Annotated in this window: 12 protein-coding genes; 11 read left to right on the top strand and 1 reads right to left on the bottom strand. The window is 62.4% G+C overall.

Annotated elements, in window-relative coordinates:
- The first annotated feature begins 88 nt into the window (after positions 1-88).
- The 11 genes from phaC to B3P22_RS21965 all read left to right on the top strand — a co-directional run bounded on the left by phaC (position 89) and on the right by B3P22_RS21965 (position 13,911).
- Entirely contained in the window at positions 89-1,789 is a 1,701-nt protein-coding gene (gene phaC, locus B3P22_RS22015; RefSeq protein ID WP_296272539.1) for a class I poly(R)-hydroxyalkanoic acid synthase, read from the top strand.
- A gap of 25 nt (positions 1,790-1,814) precedes the next feature.
- Positions 1,815-2,888: an HlyD family secretion protein gene (locus B3P22_RS22010; protein ID WP_003464255.1), complete on the top strand. Its 1,074-nt coding sequence runs from the start codon at positions 1,815-1,817 to the stop codon at positions 2,886-2,888.
- Complete coding sequence (rbbA, locus tag B3P22_RS22005) at positions 2,885-5,623, top strand: ribosome-associated ATPase/putative transporter RbbA (RefSeq protein ID WP_106733390.1); 2,739 nt, start codon at positions 2,885-2,887, stop codon at positions 5,621-5,623. Before B3P22_RS22010 ends, rbbA begins: the two co-directional genes overlap by 4 nt.
- 1 nt (position 5,624) lies before the next feature.
- Complete coding sequence (locus tag B3P22_RS22000) at positions 5,625-6,740, top strand: ABC transporter permease (RefSeq protein ID WP_038664457.1); 1,116 nt, start codon at positions 5,625-5,627, stop codon at positions 6,738-6,740.
- A 65-nt stretch (positions 6,741-6,805) separates the two neighbouring features.
- Positions 6,806-8,257, top strand: a complete 1,452-nt coding sequence (locus tag B3P22_RS21995) for a TolC family outer membrane protein (RefSeq protein ID WP_038664460.1) — start codon at positions 6,806-6,808, stop codon at positions 8,255-8,257.
- Positions 8,254-8,469 (top strand): YgdI/YgdR family lipoprotein, encoded by a 216-nt coding sequence (locus B3P22_RS21990; RefSeq protein ID WP_010563423.1) that lies wholly within the window; start codon positions 8,254-8,256, stop codon positions 8,467-8,469. Before B3P22_RS21995 ends, B3P22_RS21990 begins: the two co-directional genes overlap by 4 nt.
- A 141-nt stretch (positions 8,470-8,610) precedes the next feature.
- The gene (gene arcD / locus B3P22_RS21985) at positions 8,611-10,038 is read left to right on the top strand and encodes an arginine-ornithine antiporter (protein WP_011911900.1); all 1,428 of its coding nucleotides are present in this window, start codon (positions 8,611-8,613) and stop codon (positions 10,036-10,038) included.
- 51 nt (positions 10,039-10,089) lie between these two features.
- Complete coding sequence (gene arcA, locus B3P22_RS21980) at positions 10,090-11,340, top strand: arginine deiminase (protein WP_296272538.1); 1,251 nt, start codon at positions 10,090-10,092, stop codon at positions 11,338-11,340.
- Positions 11,341-11,403: 63 nt separating this feature from the next.
- Complete coding sequence (locus B3P22_RS21975) at positions 11,404-12,414, top strand: ornithine carbamoyltransferase (protein WP_197854904.1); 1,011 nt, start codon at positions 11,404-11,406, stop codon at positions 12,412-12,414.
- 157 nt (positions 12,415-12,571) lie between these two features.
- The gene (gene arcC, locus B3P22_RS21970) at positions 12,572-13,498 is read left to right on the top strand and encodes a carbamate kinase (RefSeq protein WP_197854903.1); all 927 of its coding nucleotides are present in this window, start codon (positions 12,572-12,574) and stop codon (positions 13,496-13,498) included.
- A gap of 47 nt (positions 13,499-13,545) precedes the next feature.
- Complete coding sequence (locus tag B3P22_RS21965; RefSeq protein WP_197854902.1) at positions 13,546-13,911, top strand: DUF5064 family protein; 366 nt, start codon at positions 13,546-13,548, stop codon at positions 13,909-13,911.
- Positions 13,912-14,031: 120 nt separating this feature from the next.
- Here the strand turns inward: B3P22_RS21965 and lpdA are convergent, their stop codons facing one another.
- Positions 14,032-15,432, bottom strand: a complete 1,401-nt coding sequence (lpdA, locus tag B3P22_RS21960; RefSeq protein ID WP_296272537.1) for a dihydrolipoyl dehydrogenase — start codon at positions 15,430-15,432, stop codon at positions 14,032-14,034.
- Positions 15,433-15,443: the final 11 nt, after the last annotated feature.

Genomic DNA, 15,443 nt, shown 5'->3' with positions numbered 1-15,443 from the left:
GATGGCGGTGAGGGTATTCCCCGAAATGATCGCACCGTGCCCTTTGCCGGGCGCGGCCTTTTTTCATTTTCTTGGACAAACCATGAACATGAACAATTCACATTCTTTCGCTCACTACTGGTCAGGACAGGCGCCTTTCATCACCAGCTTCGCCCTACAGCAACTGCGCCTGTACGTAGCGCAAAACTCTTGGTTCAACGGGCATGACCAAAGCCAGTGGTTCAATGTCTCCCCCGAAGCGTTGGAACAATTGCAGGTTGACTACCAGCAACAATGGACAGCGCTTGGCCAGCAACTGCTGGCCCGTCAACCGTTCGACTTCGACGACCGGCGTTTCGCTAGTGGCAACTGGAGTGAACCGTTGTTCGGTTCCATGGCCGCCTTCTACCTGCTGAATTCCGGATTTCTGCTGAAATTGCTGGAGCTGCTCACCATCAAAGAAGAGAAGCCACGTCAGCGTCTGCGCTACCTGATCGAGCAGGCAATCGCCGCAAGCGCCCCGAGCAACTTCCTGCTGAGCAATCCCGATGCCCTGAAATGCCTGGTGGAAACCCAGGGGGCCAGCCTGCTCAGTGGTCTATTGCATCTGGCCGGAGACCTACAAGAAGGCAAGTTGCGTCAATGCGACCGAGGCGACTTCGAAGTTGGCGTGAATCTCGCCGTCACTCCCGGTGAGGTGGTGCTGGAAACTCCGCTGTTCCAGTTGATCCAATACCTGCCGCTCACCGATACACAGTACCAGAGGCCAATATTTATCGTCCCGCCGGCCATCAACAAGTACTACATCCTCGACCTCAGCCCGGAAAATTCTCTGGTTCGCCATCTGCTGGAACAGGGTCACCCGGTATTCCTGATGTCCTGGCGCAACTTCACCCAGAAACAGGCTGACATCACCTGGGAGCAGATCATCCAGGACGGAGTGATCAGCGCCCTACGCACTACCCGGGTCATCAGTGGCGAGCGTCATCTGAACTGCCTGGGCTTCTGCATCGGCGGCACCCTGCTGAGCTGCGCGTTGGCAGTGCTGGCTGCGAGGGGCGACCACGACATTGCCAGTCTGAGCCTGTTCGCCACCTTCCTCGACTACCTTGATACCGGGCCGATCAGTGTCTTTGTCGATGAGCAACTGGTGGCCTACCGCGAGCGCACCATCGGTGGCCATGGTGGTAAATGTGGCCTGTTCCGCGGAGAGGATATGGGCAACACCTTCTCCCTGCTGCGGCCCAACGAGCTGTGGTGGAACTACAACGTCGACAAGTACCTCAAGGGACAGAAACCACGCGCCCTAGATCTGCTGTTCTGGAACAACGACAGTACCAACCTACCTGGCCCCATGTACTGCTGGTATCTGCGCCACACCTACCTGCAGAACGACCTCAAGTCGGGCGAGCTGGAGCTGTGCGGGGTCAAGCTGGATCTGCGCTCCATAGAGGCGCCAGCCTACCTCCTCGGAACCCACGATGACCACATAGTCCCATGGCGCAGTGCCTATGCCAGCACGGCTCTTCTTGGGGGATCGAAACGCTTCGTCCTCGGATCTTCTGGCCACATCGCCGGAGTGATTAACCCACCAGCAAGCAACAAACGCCATTACTGGGTAAACGAGCACATCACGCCGATTGCTGACGACTGGCTACAAAGCGCTCAACAACACGCAGGTAGTTGGTGGGTCGATTGGTTCGCCTGGCTGGCCGGGCATGCCGGCCAGCTCCGGCCCGCCATCACGCGGATGGGCAATGCCGAATACCCTCCCCTAGAACAAGCGCCTGGGCGCTACGTGAAGCAATGACCGCCCGAAGTTTAGGAAACCCTCGATGAAGCCACAACAGAAGAAAACCCTGATCCACACGGCCTCCGCCGTCGCCCTGGCCGCCGTGGCCGCACTGGTCTGGCTGGAACTGCGCCCGAGCGGCCTGGGTTCCGGTTTCGCCAGCGCCAATGGCCGGATCGAGGCAACCGAAGTGGACGTCGCCACGAAACTAGCTGGCCGTCTGCTGCAGATCGACGTCGACGAAGGCGATTTCGTCGCCGCCGGACAAGTACTCGCGCAAATGGACATCCAGGTGCTCACCGCCCAGTTGAGCCAGGCCCAGGCCCAGGTTCGCCAGGCGCAGAACGCCACCCGCACGGCCCATTCCCAAGTTTCCCTGCGCATCAGCGAGAAAGCCACCGCCGAAGCCGTTGTGCACCAGCGTCAGGCCGAGCTGACTGCGGCGCAGAAGCGCTACGCCCGTACCGAGACCCTGGTCAGACGCAATGCCTTGCCCCAGCAGAAACTCGACGATGACCTGGCCGCCCTGCAAAGCAGCCAGGCCGCACTCAGCGCCGCCCGTTCCCAGGTTCTGTCGAGCCAGGCCGCCATAGATGCTGCGCAATCGCAGGTGATCGAGGCCGAATCCAGCGTGGAGGCAGCCCAGGCCAGCGTCGAGCGGCTGCAAGCGGATATCGAGGACAGCCGGCTAAAGGCGCCCCGAAGTGGCCGTGTGCAGTATCGCGTCAGCCAGCCAGGTGAAGTCTTGGGTGCCGGCGGCAAGGTACTCAATCTGGTCGACCTCAACGACGTGTACATGAACGTCTTCCTGCCGGCGCAACAGGCTGGTCGAGTCGCCCTGGGCGCGGACGTGCGACTGATCCTGGATGCCGCACCGCAATATGTAATTCCAGCCAAGGTGACCTTCGTCGCCAGCGTCGCACAGTTCACCCCCAAGACAGTGGAAACCGCCAACGAACGGGAAAAACTGATGTTCCGGGTCAAGGCCCGAATCGATCCAGAACTGCTGCAAAAACACCTCGAACAGGTCAAGACCGGGGTTCCCGGCATGGCCTACCTGAAACTTGACGCCGCCGCCGAGTGGCCCGAAAGCCTGCACGTGCGAATCACACCATGACAGCGAACGACCCCAGCGTGGTGCAACTGATCGAGGTCAGCCTGCGCTACAACAAAACCTGCGCGGTGGACGCGGTCACCCTCGACATCCCCGCCAACCGCATGGTCGGCCTGATCGGCCCAGATGGCGTGGGCAAGTCCAGCCTGCTGGCCCTGATCGCCGGGGCGCGTAGGATGCAGGACGGCACGATACGGGTGCTCGACGGCGACATGGCCGATGCCGGCCACCGCCGCGACGTCTGCCCGCGCATCGCCTACATGCCCCAGGGCCTGGGCAAGAATCTCTACCCGACCCTGACCGTGTTCGAGAACCTCGACTTCTTCGGCCGCCTGTTCGGCCAGGATGAGCAGGAGCGCAGGGCGCGGATTGCCGACCTGACGCAAAGCACCGGCCTGGCGCCGTTTGTCGAACGCCCGGCGGGCAAGCTGTCCGGCGGCATGAAACAGAAGCTCGGCTTGTGCTGTGCGCTGATCCACGATCCGGATCTGTTGATCCTCGACGAACCCACCACCGGCGTCGACCCGCTGGCGCGCAACCAGTTCTGGGAATTGATCGAGCGCATTCGCAAGCGCCGCCCCGGCATGAGCGTGCTGGTCGCCACCGCCTACATGGACGAAGCCCAGCGTTTCGACTGGCTGGTGGCCATGGACGACGGCAAGGTGCTGGATATCGGAACCCCTGGCGAACTGCTCGAACGCACCGGCACCGACAATCTGGAAGAAGCCTTCATCGCCCTGTTGCCCGAAGCCAAGCGCAGCGGCCACCATACCCTAGTGATTCCACCGCGCCCGGCGGCCAGCGGCGAGAATGCGGTGGCCATCGAGGCGCACGGCCTGACCTGCCGCTTTGGTGATTTCGTCGCCGTCGATCATGTAGATTTCCGCATCGAGCGCGGGGAAATCTTCGGCTTCCTCGGCTCCAACGGCTGCGGCAAGTCGACCACCATGAAGATGCTCACCGGGCTGCAGCCGGCCAGCGAAGGCGAAGCCTTCCTGTTCGGCAAACCGGTCGACCCAAGGAACATCGACACCCGCCGCCGGGTCGGCTACATGTCCCAGGCGTTCTCGCTGTACAGCGAGTTGAGTGTGCTGCAGAACCTCGACCTGCATGCCCGGCTGTTCGAAATCCCGCCGCAACGGCGTCCCGCGCGCATTCAGGAAATGCTCGACAGGTTCGATCTTCAGGGAGTCGCCGAGCAGTTGCCGGAGGATCTGCCCCTGGGGGTGCGCCAGCGCCTGTCGCTGGCGGTGGCGGTGATTCACCAGCCGGAGATCCTGATCCTCGACGAGCCGACTTCCGGCGTCGACCCGGTAGCCCGCGACGGCTTCTGGGAGCTGTTGATCGACCTGTCGCGCAAGGATGGCGTGACCATCTTCATTTCCACCCATTTCATGAACGAGGCGCTGCGCTGCGACCGCATGTCGATGATGCACGCCGGCCGCGTGTTGGACAGTGACACGCCGCAGGCGCTGATGGCCAAGCGCGGCCTGTCCACCTTGGAAGAAACCTTCATCGCCTACCTGCGCGATGCCGCTGACGACACACCGGCGGACGCCCCGCAGCAGGCACCAGAGGAGGCGGAATTCGTCCATGCCAGCGCGGCAAAATCATGTTTCAGCCCTCGGCGCCTGTACAGCTACGCCCAGCGCGAAGCCATGGAACTGCGCCGCGATCCTGTTCGCGCCACCCTGGCCTTGATCGGTACGGTTCTGCTGATGTTCATCATGGGCTACGGCATCAACCTGGATGTCGAGGATCTGAGCTACGCGGTACTCGATCGCGACCAGACCACCACCAGCGCCGCCTATGCCGAGACCCTTACCGGCTCGCGCTATTTCCAGGAAAAACCGCCACTGCGCGACTACGACGAACTCGAACGGCGCATGCGCCAGGGCGATATCAGCCTGGCCGTGGAGATTCCGCCAGGCTTCGGTCGCGAGCTCAAGCGCGGTGACGTACCACAGCTGGGATTCTGGGTCGACGGCGCCATGCCGACCCGCGCCAATACGGTCAAGGGCTACGTACAGGGCATCCACCAGGGCTACCTGCAGCAGCTTGCCGCGACGGCTCCCGGGAATGCGGCCCGCAGCCAGTTCGACATCGCCCTGCGCTACCGCTACAACCCCGATGTGCAAAGCCTGCAAGCCATGGTGCCGGCGGTGATCCCGATCCTGTTGATGATGATTCCGGCGATGCTCACCGCCCTGGGCGTGGTGCGGGAAAAGGAGCTGGGCTCGATCACCAACTTCTACGTCACGCCGGTGACCCGCCTGGAGTTCCTGATCGGCAAGCAGTTGCCCTATATCGCCCTGGGCATGGCCAACTTCTTCATGCTGGTGGCCTTCTCGGTCTGCTTCTTCGATGTGCCGGTCAAGGGCAGCATGCTGACCCTGACACTCGGCGCACTGCTCTACGTGACCTGCGCCACCAGCCTCGGCCTGCTGATCTCCTCGGTGCTCAATAGCCAGATCGCCGCGATCTTCGGCACCGCCATCGCCACCGTGGTGCCGGCTACGCAATTCTCCGGTCTGATCCACCCGGTATCGGCCTTGGAAGGCGCCAGCGCCTTGATCGGCAACCTCTACCCGACCAGCCATTTCCTGATCATCAGCCGTGGCGTGTTCTCCAAGGCGCTGGGCCTGGCCGAACTCTACCCCTACTTCATTCCCTTGCTGATCACCATCCCCACACTGACCCTGCTCAGCGTCGCCGGCCTGAAGAAGCAGGAGAAATAAGATGCGCAAACTGAACAACATCCTGCAGTTGGGCATCAAGGAACTGCGCAGCCTGTATCGCGACCCGGCCCTGTTGCTGCTGATCCTCTACGCCTTCACCCTGAGCATTTACTCCCAAGCCAACAGTGTGCCGGAGTCGCCGCACCGGGCCAGCATTGGCGTGCTCGACGAGGATCGCTCGCAACTGTCGACGCGCATCGTCGGCGGCTTCCAGTTGCCCTACTTCATCAAGCCCGCGGCCATCGACCTGGAAACCATGGACAGCGGCATGGACGCCGGGCGCTATACCTTCACCCTGAACATCCCGCCGCAGTTCCAGCAAGATCTGCTAGCCGGACGCCAGCCAACCATCCAGCTCAATGTCGATGCCACACAAGTCAGCCAAGCGTTCACGGGGGCTGGACATATCCAGCAGATCATTAATGACGAGGTCGGCGAGTTCCTCAGGCGCTTTCGTGGCGCCAACGCGGTACCCGTCGAAGCGGTGGTACGCATGCAGTACAACCCCAACCTGGTGCAATCCTGGTTCGGCTCCGTCAACGCAATCGTCAGCCAGATCACCATGCTGTCGATCATCCTCACCGGCGCCGCACTGATCCGCGAACGCGAACACGGCACCATCGAGCACCTGCTGGTGATGCCCGTCACGCCGTTCGAGATCATGTCGGCCAAGGTCTGGTCGATGGGCCTAGTGGTGCTGGCCGCCACCGCCCTGTCCATGCGCATCATCATCGAGGGCTGGCTGGCCGTCCCCATTCCCGGCTCCGTGCTGTTGTTCCTCGGCGGTGTCGCCCTGCACCTGTTCGCCACCACCTCGATGGGCATCTTCTTCGGCACCCTGGCCCGCTCGATGCCACAGCTGGGCCTGCTGATCATTCTCGTGCTGATGCCTCTGCAGATTCTCTCCGGCGGCATGACCCCGCGCGAAAGCATGCCGGAAGTCGTACAGAACGTCATGCTGGCGGCACCCACCACGCACTTCGTCGAGCTAGCCCAAGCCATTCTCTTCCGTGGCGCCGGCCCGGCTGTCGTCTGGCCGCAAATGCTTGCCCTAGGCGCCATCGGTAGCGTGTTTTTCATCGGTGCCTTGTCGCGGCTGCGCAAATCCCTGCATTGAGAAGGCCATCCACACGGTGCCATTCGAATAGACATGCAAGACAGACCAAATAAGGAAACTAATACGTGGAGATAACCACAACCGCTAGGTTGGCCCTGGTGACAGCCATCTGCCTGGGCATCCCAGCACAGGGCTGGGCAACCTCCCTACCCACCCCGGCCAAAACCGACCTGGTCACCGTGTACAAACAAGCAGCGAAGAACAACGCCGATATCGCTGCCGCTCGCGCCGACTACCAGGCGCGTCGCGAAGTGGTGCCGCAGGCGCGTGCCGGGCTGCTGCCCAACCTGTCGGCGGGGGCCAATTATGGCGATACCCGCACCGAGCTCGATTCGCCGAGTAACACCCTGTCGCGCAGCGGTCTGGTGTATCAGGCCAACCTGAGCCAGCCACTGTTCCGTGCCGATCGATGGTTCCAGCTGCAGGCGGCCGAGGCGACCAGTGAGCAGGCGGCGCTGGAGCTGTCAGCGACCGAGCAGAGCTTGATTCTGCAGAGCGCCGAGACCTACTTTGCCGTGTTGCGCGCCCAGGACACCCTGGCCTCGACCCGTGCCGAAGAGGCGGCGTTCAAGCGCCAGCTGGATCAGGCCAACGAGCGCTTCGATGTTGGCCTTTCCGACAAGACCGACGTGCTCGAAGCGCAGGCCGGTTTCGACACTGCCCGAGCCAACCGCATTCTCGCCGAGCGCGCCGTGGATGATGCCTTCGAGGCCCTGGTGGCGCTGACCAATCGCAGCTACACGGCAGTCGAAGGTATCGTGCATACCTTGCCGGTATTGGCGCCGACACCGAACGACGCCAAAACCTGGGTCGATACCGCCGCTGCGCAGAACCTCAATCTGCAGGCCAGCTTCTTCGCGGTCGATGCTGCCGAGGAAAACCTGCGCCAGCGCAAGGCCGGCCATGCGCCGACCCTGGATGCCGTGGCCAGCTATCAGAAGGGCGACAATGACAGCCTGGGCTTTACCAACTCTGCTGCGTCACCCACTACATACGGTGGCGATGTTTCGCAGCGCTCCATCGGCCTGCAACTGAATATCCCGCTGTACAGCGGCGGCCTGACCAGCTCGCAGGTGCGTGAGGCCTATCAGCGCCTGGGGCAGACCGAGCAGTTGCGCGAAAGCTTGCGCCGCCAGGTGGTGCAGAACACCCGTAACCTGTTCCGTGCGGTGAATACCGACGTGGAGACCGTGCAGGCGCGCCGCCAGTCGATCATCTCCAACCAGAGCGCCCTGGAAGCCACCGAGATCGGCTACCAGGTCGGCACCCGCAACATCGTCGATGTGCTCGATGCCCAGCGTCAGCTGTACAGCGCGGTGCGCAACTACAACGACGCGCGCTATGACTACATCCTCAACAACCTGCGCCTGAAGCAGGCCGCCGGCACCCTCAGTCCGGCTGACCTGGAAGCGCTGGACAGCTTCCTCAAGCCTGACTACAACCCGGACAAAGACTTCCTACCGGAAGAAACATTAGAAGCCAACTTTACTGACGACAACTTAGGAGCATCATCATGAAAAAAATCTGCCTTGTACTTTCCGCTCTGACTCTCAGCCTGCTTGCTGGCTGTTCTACCCCCTCGCTGATCGTGCTCAACAGCGGTCAGGAAATCCAGACACTAGACGAACCCAAATACGATGCAAAAAGTGGTTTCTACGAATTTAAGCAACCTGACGGGAAACCCCAACGTATAAATAAAGATCAGGTGAATACCATCAGGACGCTCTGATTCAGCAATGACAGCGGTTTCGTGATACCACCTTCAAACTTTCTAACCCCATTTATCACGACTGCATTGAACTTGTTAAACATTAGGAAAACTCCGAAAGAGTCTGCCCGGTAGTTATTACTAGACCAAGGAGGTCTCGCTATGTCTGACTCGACTCAAAAACTGCGCCTCGGCGCGTTGATCGCTCTGGTTGTTGGTTCAATGGTTGGCGGCGGGATCTTCTCCCTGCCGCAGAATATCGCCGCCAGTGCCAGTGCCGGCGCCACCCTTATTGGCTGGCTGATCACCGGTGTCGGCATGCTCACCCTGGCTTTCGTCTTCCAGACCCTGGCCAACCGCAAACCCGACCTCAATGGCGGGGTGTATGCCTACGCTAAGGCCGGCTTCGGCGACTACATGGGTTTCTCCTCGGCTTGGGGTTACTGGATCAGCGCCTGGATCGGCAACGTCAGCTACATGGTGTTGCTGTTCTCCACCCTCGGCTACTTCTTTCCGGTATTCGGCGAGGGCAACACCCTGCCGGCGATCATCTGCGCCTCTATCGTGCTCTGGCTGCTGCACTTTCTGGTGCTGCGCGGGATCAGGGAAGCGGCCTTCATTAATACCATCACCACCATCGCCAAGATGCTGCCGCTGGCGCTGTTCATCGTCATCGCCGCCGTCGCCTTCAAGATGGACGTGTTCACCTCGGACTTCTGGGGCAGCGGCAACACCGAGCTCGGCAGCGTGATGGATCAGGTGCGCAACATGATGCTGGTCACCGTCTGGGTGTTCATCGGTATCGAGGGTGCGAGCATCTTCTCCGCCCGCGCCGAGAAACGCAGCGATGTCGGCAAGGCCACCGTCATCGGCTTCATCGGCGTGCTCCTGCTATTAGTGCTGGTCAACATCCTCAGTCAGGGCATCCTCGCCCAGGCCGAACTGGCCGGACTGAAAAACCCGTCGATGGCTGCCGTGCTGGAACAGGTAGTCGGCCCCTGGGGGGCGCAACTGATCTCCATCGGCCTGATCATCTCGCTGGCCGGGGCGCTGCTGTCGTGGACACTACTGTGCGCCGAGATTCTCTTCGCCAGCGCCAGTGACCACACCATGCCGGAGTTCCTGCGCAAGGAGAACGCCAACCAGGTCCCGGCTAACGCGCTGTGGCTGTCCAACGGGCTGATCCAGCTGTTTCTGATCATCACCCTGTTCAGCGAGTCCACCTACCTCAGCCTGCTGTATCTGGCCACCTCGATGATTCTGGTGCCGTACTTCTGGTCGAGTGCCTACGCCGTGCTGCTGGCCTTGCGCGGCGAGACCTACGAAAACGCCGCCGGCGAACGCAACAAGGATCTGCTGATCGCGCTGATCTCCACGCTGTATGCGGTGTGGCTGGTGTACGCCGCCGGCGTGCAGTACCTGCTGCTCTCCGCGCTGCTCTATGCCCCTGGCGCAATCCTGTTCGCCAAGGCCAAGCGCGAGCTGGGCCAACCGGTGTTCACGGGCGTCGAGAAGCTGATCTTCATCGCCGTACTGATCGGCGCCGGCATTGCCGCATTCGGCCTGTATGACGGTTTCCTGAGTTTGTAAAAGTGCCGCCCCGGACCTTCCGGGGCCACGTTCCACGAGAAGGAGTTTGACATGTCCAAGAAAGCCCTAGGCGTTCATTCCGAAGCCGGCAAGCTGCACAAGGTGATGGTCTGCTCTCCGGGCCTCGCCCACCTGCGCCTGACACCCGCCAACTGCGACGAACTGCTGTTCGACGACGTGATCTGGGTATCGCAGGCCAAGCGCGACCATTTCGACTTCATGACCAAGATGCGCGAGCGCGGCATCGAGGTCGTGGAGATGCACAACCTGCTGGAAGAGACCATCAGCGATCCCGCCGCGCTGAAGTGGATCCTCGACCGCAAGATCACCCCCAACAGCGTCGGCCTCGGCCTGCAGAACGAAGTGCGTTCTTTCATCGAGGGCCTGGAGCCACGGCGCATCGCCGAGTTCCTCATCGGCGGCGTTTCCGGGGCCGATCTGGTCAAGCACAAGGATTCCGCGGCGGCGAAGATGTTCAACGCCTACCTGGGCGAATCCAGCTTCATCTTCCCGCCGCTGCCCAACACCCAGTTCACTCGCGACACCACCTGCTGGATCTATGGCGGCGTCACCCTCAACCCGATGTACTGGCCGGCACGCCGTCAGGAAACCCTGCTCGCCAGCGCCATCTACACCTTCCACCCGGACTTCGCCAATGAATCCTTCGAGATCTGGTACGGCGATCCGGACAAGGATCACGGCTCGGCCACCCTGGAAGGCGGCGACGTGATGCCCATCGGCAACGGCACCGTGCTGATCGGCATGGGTGAGCGCAGCTCGCACCAAGCCATCGGCCAGGTGGCGCGTGCGCTGTTCGCCAAAGGCGCGGCAGACAAGGTCATCGTCGCCGGCCTCGGCCGCTCCCGTGCGGCCATGCACCTGGACACCGTATTCAGCTTCTGCGACCGCGACCTGGTGACCATTTTCCCGGAAGTGGCCAACGGCATCGTGCCCTTCACCCTGCGCCCGGACGAAAGCCGCCCCGGCGGCATCGATGTGCGCCGCGAGGACAAGTCCTTCGTCGAGGTCGTCGCCGCGTCCCTCAACCTGCCGAAGCTGCGCGTGGTGGAAACCGGCGGCGATGCCTACGAGGCCGAGCGCGAGCAATGGGACGACGGCAACAACGTGGTCTGCCTGGAGCCGGGCTTGGTGGTCGGCTATGACCGCAACACCTACACCAACACCCTGCTGCGCAAGGCCGGCGTCGAGGTCATCACCATCAGCGCCAGCGAACTGGGGCGCGGCCGTGGCGGTGGCCACTGCATGACCTGCCCGATCATCCGCGACCCCATCGACTACTGATCCAGCCAGCCCCGGCGGGCATCCACCGCCGGGGGCGTTTCAACTACCCACGAGGAGAGAATCATGGCTTTCAATATGCGCAATCGTAATCTGCTCAGCCTGATGCATCACAGCACCCGCGAGCTGCGTTATCTGCTCGACCTGTCGCGCGACCTCAAACGCGCCAAGTACACCGGCACCGAGCAACAGCACCTCAAGCGCAAGAACATCGCGCTGATCTTCGAGAAGACTTCGACCCGCACCCGCTGCGCCTTCGAGGTGGCGGCCTACGACCAGGGCGCCAACGTCACCTACATCGACCCCAACTCGTCGCAGATCGGCCACAAGGAATCGATGAAGGACACCGCCCGCGTGCTCGGCCGCATGTACGACGCCATCGAATACCGCGGCTTCAAGCAGGAGATCGTCGAAGAACTGGCCACCTACGCCGGCGTGCCGGTGTTCAACGGCCTGACCGACGAATATCACCCGACGCAGATGCTCGCCGACGTGCTGACCATGCGCGAGCACGCCGACAAGCCGCTGCACGACATCGCCTACGCCTACCTCGGTGATGCACGCAACAACATGGGTAACTCGCTGCTGCTGATCGGCGCCAAGCTCGGCATGGACGTCCGCATCGCCGCCCCCAAGGCACTCTGGCCGAGCGACGAACATGTTGCCGCCTGCAAGAAATTCGCCGAGGAAAGCGGCGCACGCATCCTGCTCACCGAAGATCCGAAGGAAGCGGTCAAGGGCGTGGACTTCGTCCACACCGACGTCTGGGTTTCCATGGGTGAGCCGGTCGACGCCTGGGGCGAGCGCATCCAGGAGTTACTGCCCTATCAGGTCAACGCCGAGATCATGAAGGCCGCTGGTAATCCGCGAGTGAAGTTCATGCACTGCCTGCCGGCCTTCCACAACAGCGAAACCAAGGTCGGCAAGCAGATCGCCGAACAGTATCCGAACCTGAAGAACGGCATCGAGGTGACTGAAGAGGTGTTCGAATCGCCCTGGAACATCGCCTTCGAGCAGGCGGAAAACCGCATGCACACGATCAAGGCGATATTGGTTTCGACCCTGGCTGACATCTGACGCTGCACGCTTGCCTCCCCTCTCCCGCTTGCGGGAGAGGGGGCCGGGGGAGAGGGTCTGTCCGGTGACGCAGTCACGTAGCCCGGATGAAATCCGGGAATAGCTCCTTCACCTCCCCATATGGCAGCCGGGCCAAACCTCGAACAAGGAGAACACCATGCGACTCGTCATCGCCCTGGGCGGCAACGCCCTGCTTCGCCGCGGCGAAGCCATGACTGCGGAAAACCAGCGCGAAAATGTGCGTATCGCCTGCCGGCAAATTGCCAAGGTAGCGCCCGGCAACGAGCTGGTGATCGCCCACGGCAACGGCCCGCAGGTCGGCCTGCTGGCCCTGCAGGGCAACGCCTATGATGCGGCCAACCCCTACCCGCTGGACGTACTGGGTGCTGAAACCGAAGGCATGATCGGCTACATGATCGAACAGGAGCTGGGCAACCTGCTGCCGTTCGAGGTGCCCTTCGCCACCATCCTCACCCAGGTCGAAGTGGACGGCGCCGACCCGGCGTTTCAGAAACCTACCAAACCCATCGGCCCGGTTTACCCCCAGGCAGAGGCCGAACGCCTGGCTGCCGAGAAAGGCTGGAGCATCGCCCCGGACGGCGACAAGTTTCGCCGCGTGGTAGCCAGCCCCAGACCACAACGAATCTTCGAAATCCGCCCGATCAAATGGCTGTTGGAAAAGGGCAGCGTGGTGATCTGCGCCGGTGGTGGCGGCATTCCCACCATGTACGACGGCAAGCAGCTACGCGGCGTCGAGGCGGTGATCGACAAGGACCTGTGCTCGGCACTGCTGGCCGAACAACTGAATGCCGATTTGCTGGTGATCGCCACCGATGTCGACGCGGCCTACGTCGAGTGGGGCAAACCCGGACAGAAATCCATCGCCGCCGCCCACCCCGACGAAATGGAAAAACTCGGCTTTGCCGCCGGCTCGATGGGCCCCAAGGTGCAGGCCGCCTGCGAGTTCGCGCGCAACACCGGCAAAACCGCCGTGATCGGCTCGCTGGAAAACATCGAGGCCATCGTTCAGGGCAGCTCCGGTACTCGCATCGGTCTGGACACCGAAGGCATCGATTACCGCTGATCCGTGACGAGGCCACGGCCTCGCCGCGTTCTCGCAGGAGCACAGAAATGTTCACCCCCGGCCATCTGCACCGTGACAACCTCGACCGCCCGGAAGGCCTGCGCCTGGCGCCGCCCTTCTCGGTGGATTTCTACTACGAAGTACGCAACGACACGCAGCAGGGGCCGATGCTGCATATGCGCATGGTTGGCGAGGTGGATGGCCGGCACTTCGAGGAGGCCTTCGAACTGCACCGCGACGTGGCCTTCAATTTCGCCAGCGTCGCCACCCGCATCGCCGCCCGCCATGGCCTGCCGCCCAACTGCAGCCCGGTCATGCGTGGCCGCGACGAGTACGACAAGGTATTCGCCGATATCCGCAACAAGCTGCACATCAAGCCAGGTGAACCGGTGAATCTCGAGCACGTTCCCTGATAAAGCCCGGATGCAATCTGGGCGCGCTTGGCGCATTTACCGGATCGCATCCGGGCTACGAGCCCTGGCGCGTGCCAAGGTGCAACCCGAAGAGACCGGCGGACAAGGGCTAAACGCCCACTAAGCCTGCATCGTCCAGCCATGCACGCCCATCGCTGCCTGGCGCCCGGCCTCGGAGCGGGTCGGGTGTGGGTGGCAGGTCAGCGCGATGTCCTCGGCCGAGGCGGAGAACTCCATGGCCACGCAATACTCGCCGATCAACTCACCCACGCTCGGGCCGATCATGTGCACTCCGAGAATCTGGTCGGTGTTGGCATCGGCGAGGATCTTCACGAAACCTTCGGTCTCGTGGTTGATCTTCGCCCGGCTGTTGGCGGTGAAGGGAAACTTGCCGACCTTGTAGGCACGCCCCTCTGCCTTCAGCTCCTCCTCTCCCTTGCCGACGCTGGCCACCTCTGGGCGCGTATAGATCACGCCGGGAATCACCCCGTAGTTGACCTCCGCAGCGTGCCCGGCGATGCGCTCGATGCAGGCCACCGCCTCGTCCTCGGCCTTATGCGCGAGCATCGGTCCGGAGGTGACATCACCAATCACCCACACACCGGGCACGCCGCTCTGATGTTTTTCGTTGCCCAGCATGCCGCGCTTGTCGGTATTCAGGCCGACGCTCTCCAGCCCCAACCCCGTGGTGTAGGGGCGTCGGCCGATGGCCACCAGCACGTAATCGGCGTCCAGGGTCTCGCTCGGACCGCCAGCGGCCGGCTCCAGCGTCAGGGTCACGCCGGACTGGCTCGTCTTCGCGCCCGTGACCTTGGCGCCCAACTTGAAGCCCATGCCCTGCTTGCCCAGGGTGCGCTGCAGGGTCTTGGCGGTTTCGCCATCCAGGCCGGGACAGATGCGCTCCAGGTACTCCACCACCGTGACCTGGCTGCCCAGGCGGCGCCAGACAGAACCCAGCTCCAGGCCAATCACCCCAGCACCGATTACGACCAGATGCCTGGGCACCTCGGGCAGCGACAGCGCGCCGGTGGAGTCGAGGATACGCGCATTGTCGATGCTGACCCCGGGCAGCGGCGTCGGTTCGGAGCCAGTGGCGATGACGATGTTCTTCGTCTCCAGCAGCCGCTCGCCGCCCTCGTGCAGTTTGACCTGCACGCGGCCAGGGCCGTCGATACGCCCCCAGCCCTTGATCCATTCCACCTTGTTCTTGCGAAACAGGAATTCCACGCCCTTGGTCAGCGCTTCGACGCTGTCCGCCTTCTGCTTCATCATCTGCGCCAGGTTGAGCGTCGGCGTGACTTCCACACCCAATGCACTCAGCTCGCCACCGGCCGCCGCCTCGTAGAGTTCGGAGGCATGCAGCAGCGCCTTGGAGGGCATGCAACCGACGTTCAGGCAGGTGCCGCCGAGGGTCTCACGCCCTTCCACGCAGGCCACCTTCAGGCCCAACTGGCCGGCACGAATGGCGGCGTTGTAGCCGCCGGGGCCGGCGCCGATGATGACCACGTCATAGCTGCTCATTGCTTTGTCCT

The sequence above is a fragment of the Pseudomonas sp. UBA6323 genome (assembly GCF_002439135.1).
Classification (GTDB): domain Bacteria; phylum Pseudomonadota; class Gammaproteobacteria; order Pseudomonadales; family Pseudomonadaceae; genus Aquipseudomonas.
The sequence above is the reverse complement of the archived record's forward strand: the minus strand, read 5'-3'. Positions and strand labels throughout refer to the sequence as shown.

Coding starts and splice junctions, on each gene's coding strand:
- phaC (WP_296272539.1), top strand. CDS start 89: ATGAACAATTCACATTCTTTCGCTCACTACTGGTCAGGACAGGCGCCT.
- B3P22_RS22010 (WP_003464255.1), top strand. CDS start 1,815: ATGAAGCCACAACAGAAGAAAACCCTGATCCACACGGCCTCCGCCGTC.
- rbbA (WP_106733390.1), top strand. CDS start 2,885: ATGACAGCGAACGACCCCAGCGTGGTGCAACTGATCGAGGTCAGCCTG.
- B3P22_RS22000 (WP_038664457.1), top strand. CDS start 5,625: ATGCGCAAACTGAACAACATCCTGCAGTTGGGCATCAAGGAACTGCGC.
- B3P22_RS21990 (WP_010563423.1), top strand. CDS start 8,254: ATGAAAAAAATCTGCCTTGTACTTTCCGCTCTGACTCTCAGCCTGCTT.
- arcD (WP_011911900.1), top strand. CDS start 8,611: ATGTCTGACTCGACTCAAAAACTGCGCCTCGGCGCGTTGATCGCTCTG.
- arcA (WP_296272538.1), top strand. CDS start 10,090: ATGTCCAAGAAAGCCCTAGGCGTTCATTCCGAAGCCGGCAAGCTGCAC.
- B3P22_RS21975 (WP_197854904.1), top strand. CDS start 11,404: ATGGCTTTCAATATGCGCAATCGTAATCTGCTCAGCCTGATGCATCAC.
- arcC (WP_197854903.1), top strand. CDS start 12,572: ATGCGACTCGTCATCGCCCTGGGCGGCAACGCCCTGCTTCGCCGCGGC.
- B3P22_RS21965 (WP_197854902.1), top strand. CDS start 13,546: ATGTTCACCCCCGGCCATCTGCACCGTGACAACCTCGACCGCCCGGAA.
- lpdA (WP_296272537.1), bottom strand. CDS start 15,432: ATGAGCAGCTATGACGTGGTCATCATCGGCGCCGGCCCCGGCGGCTAC.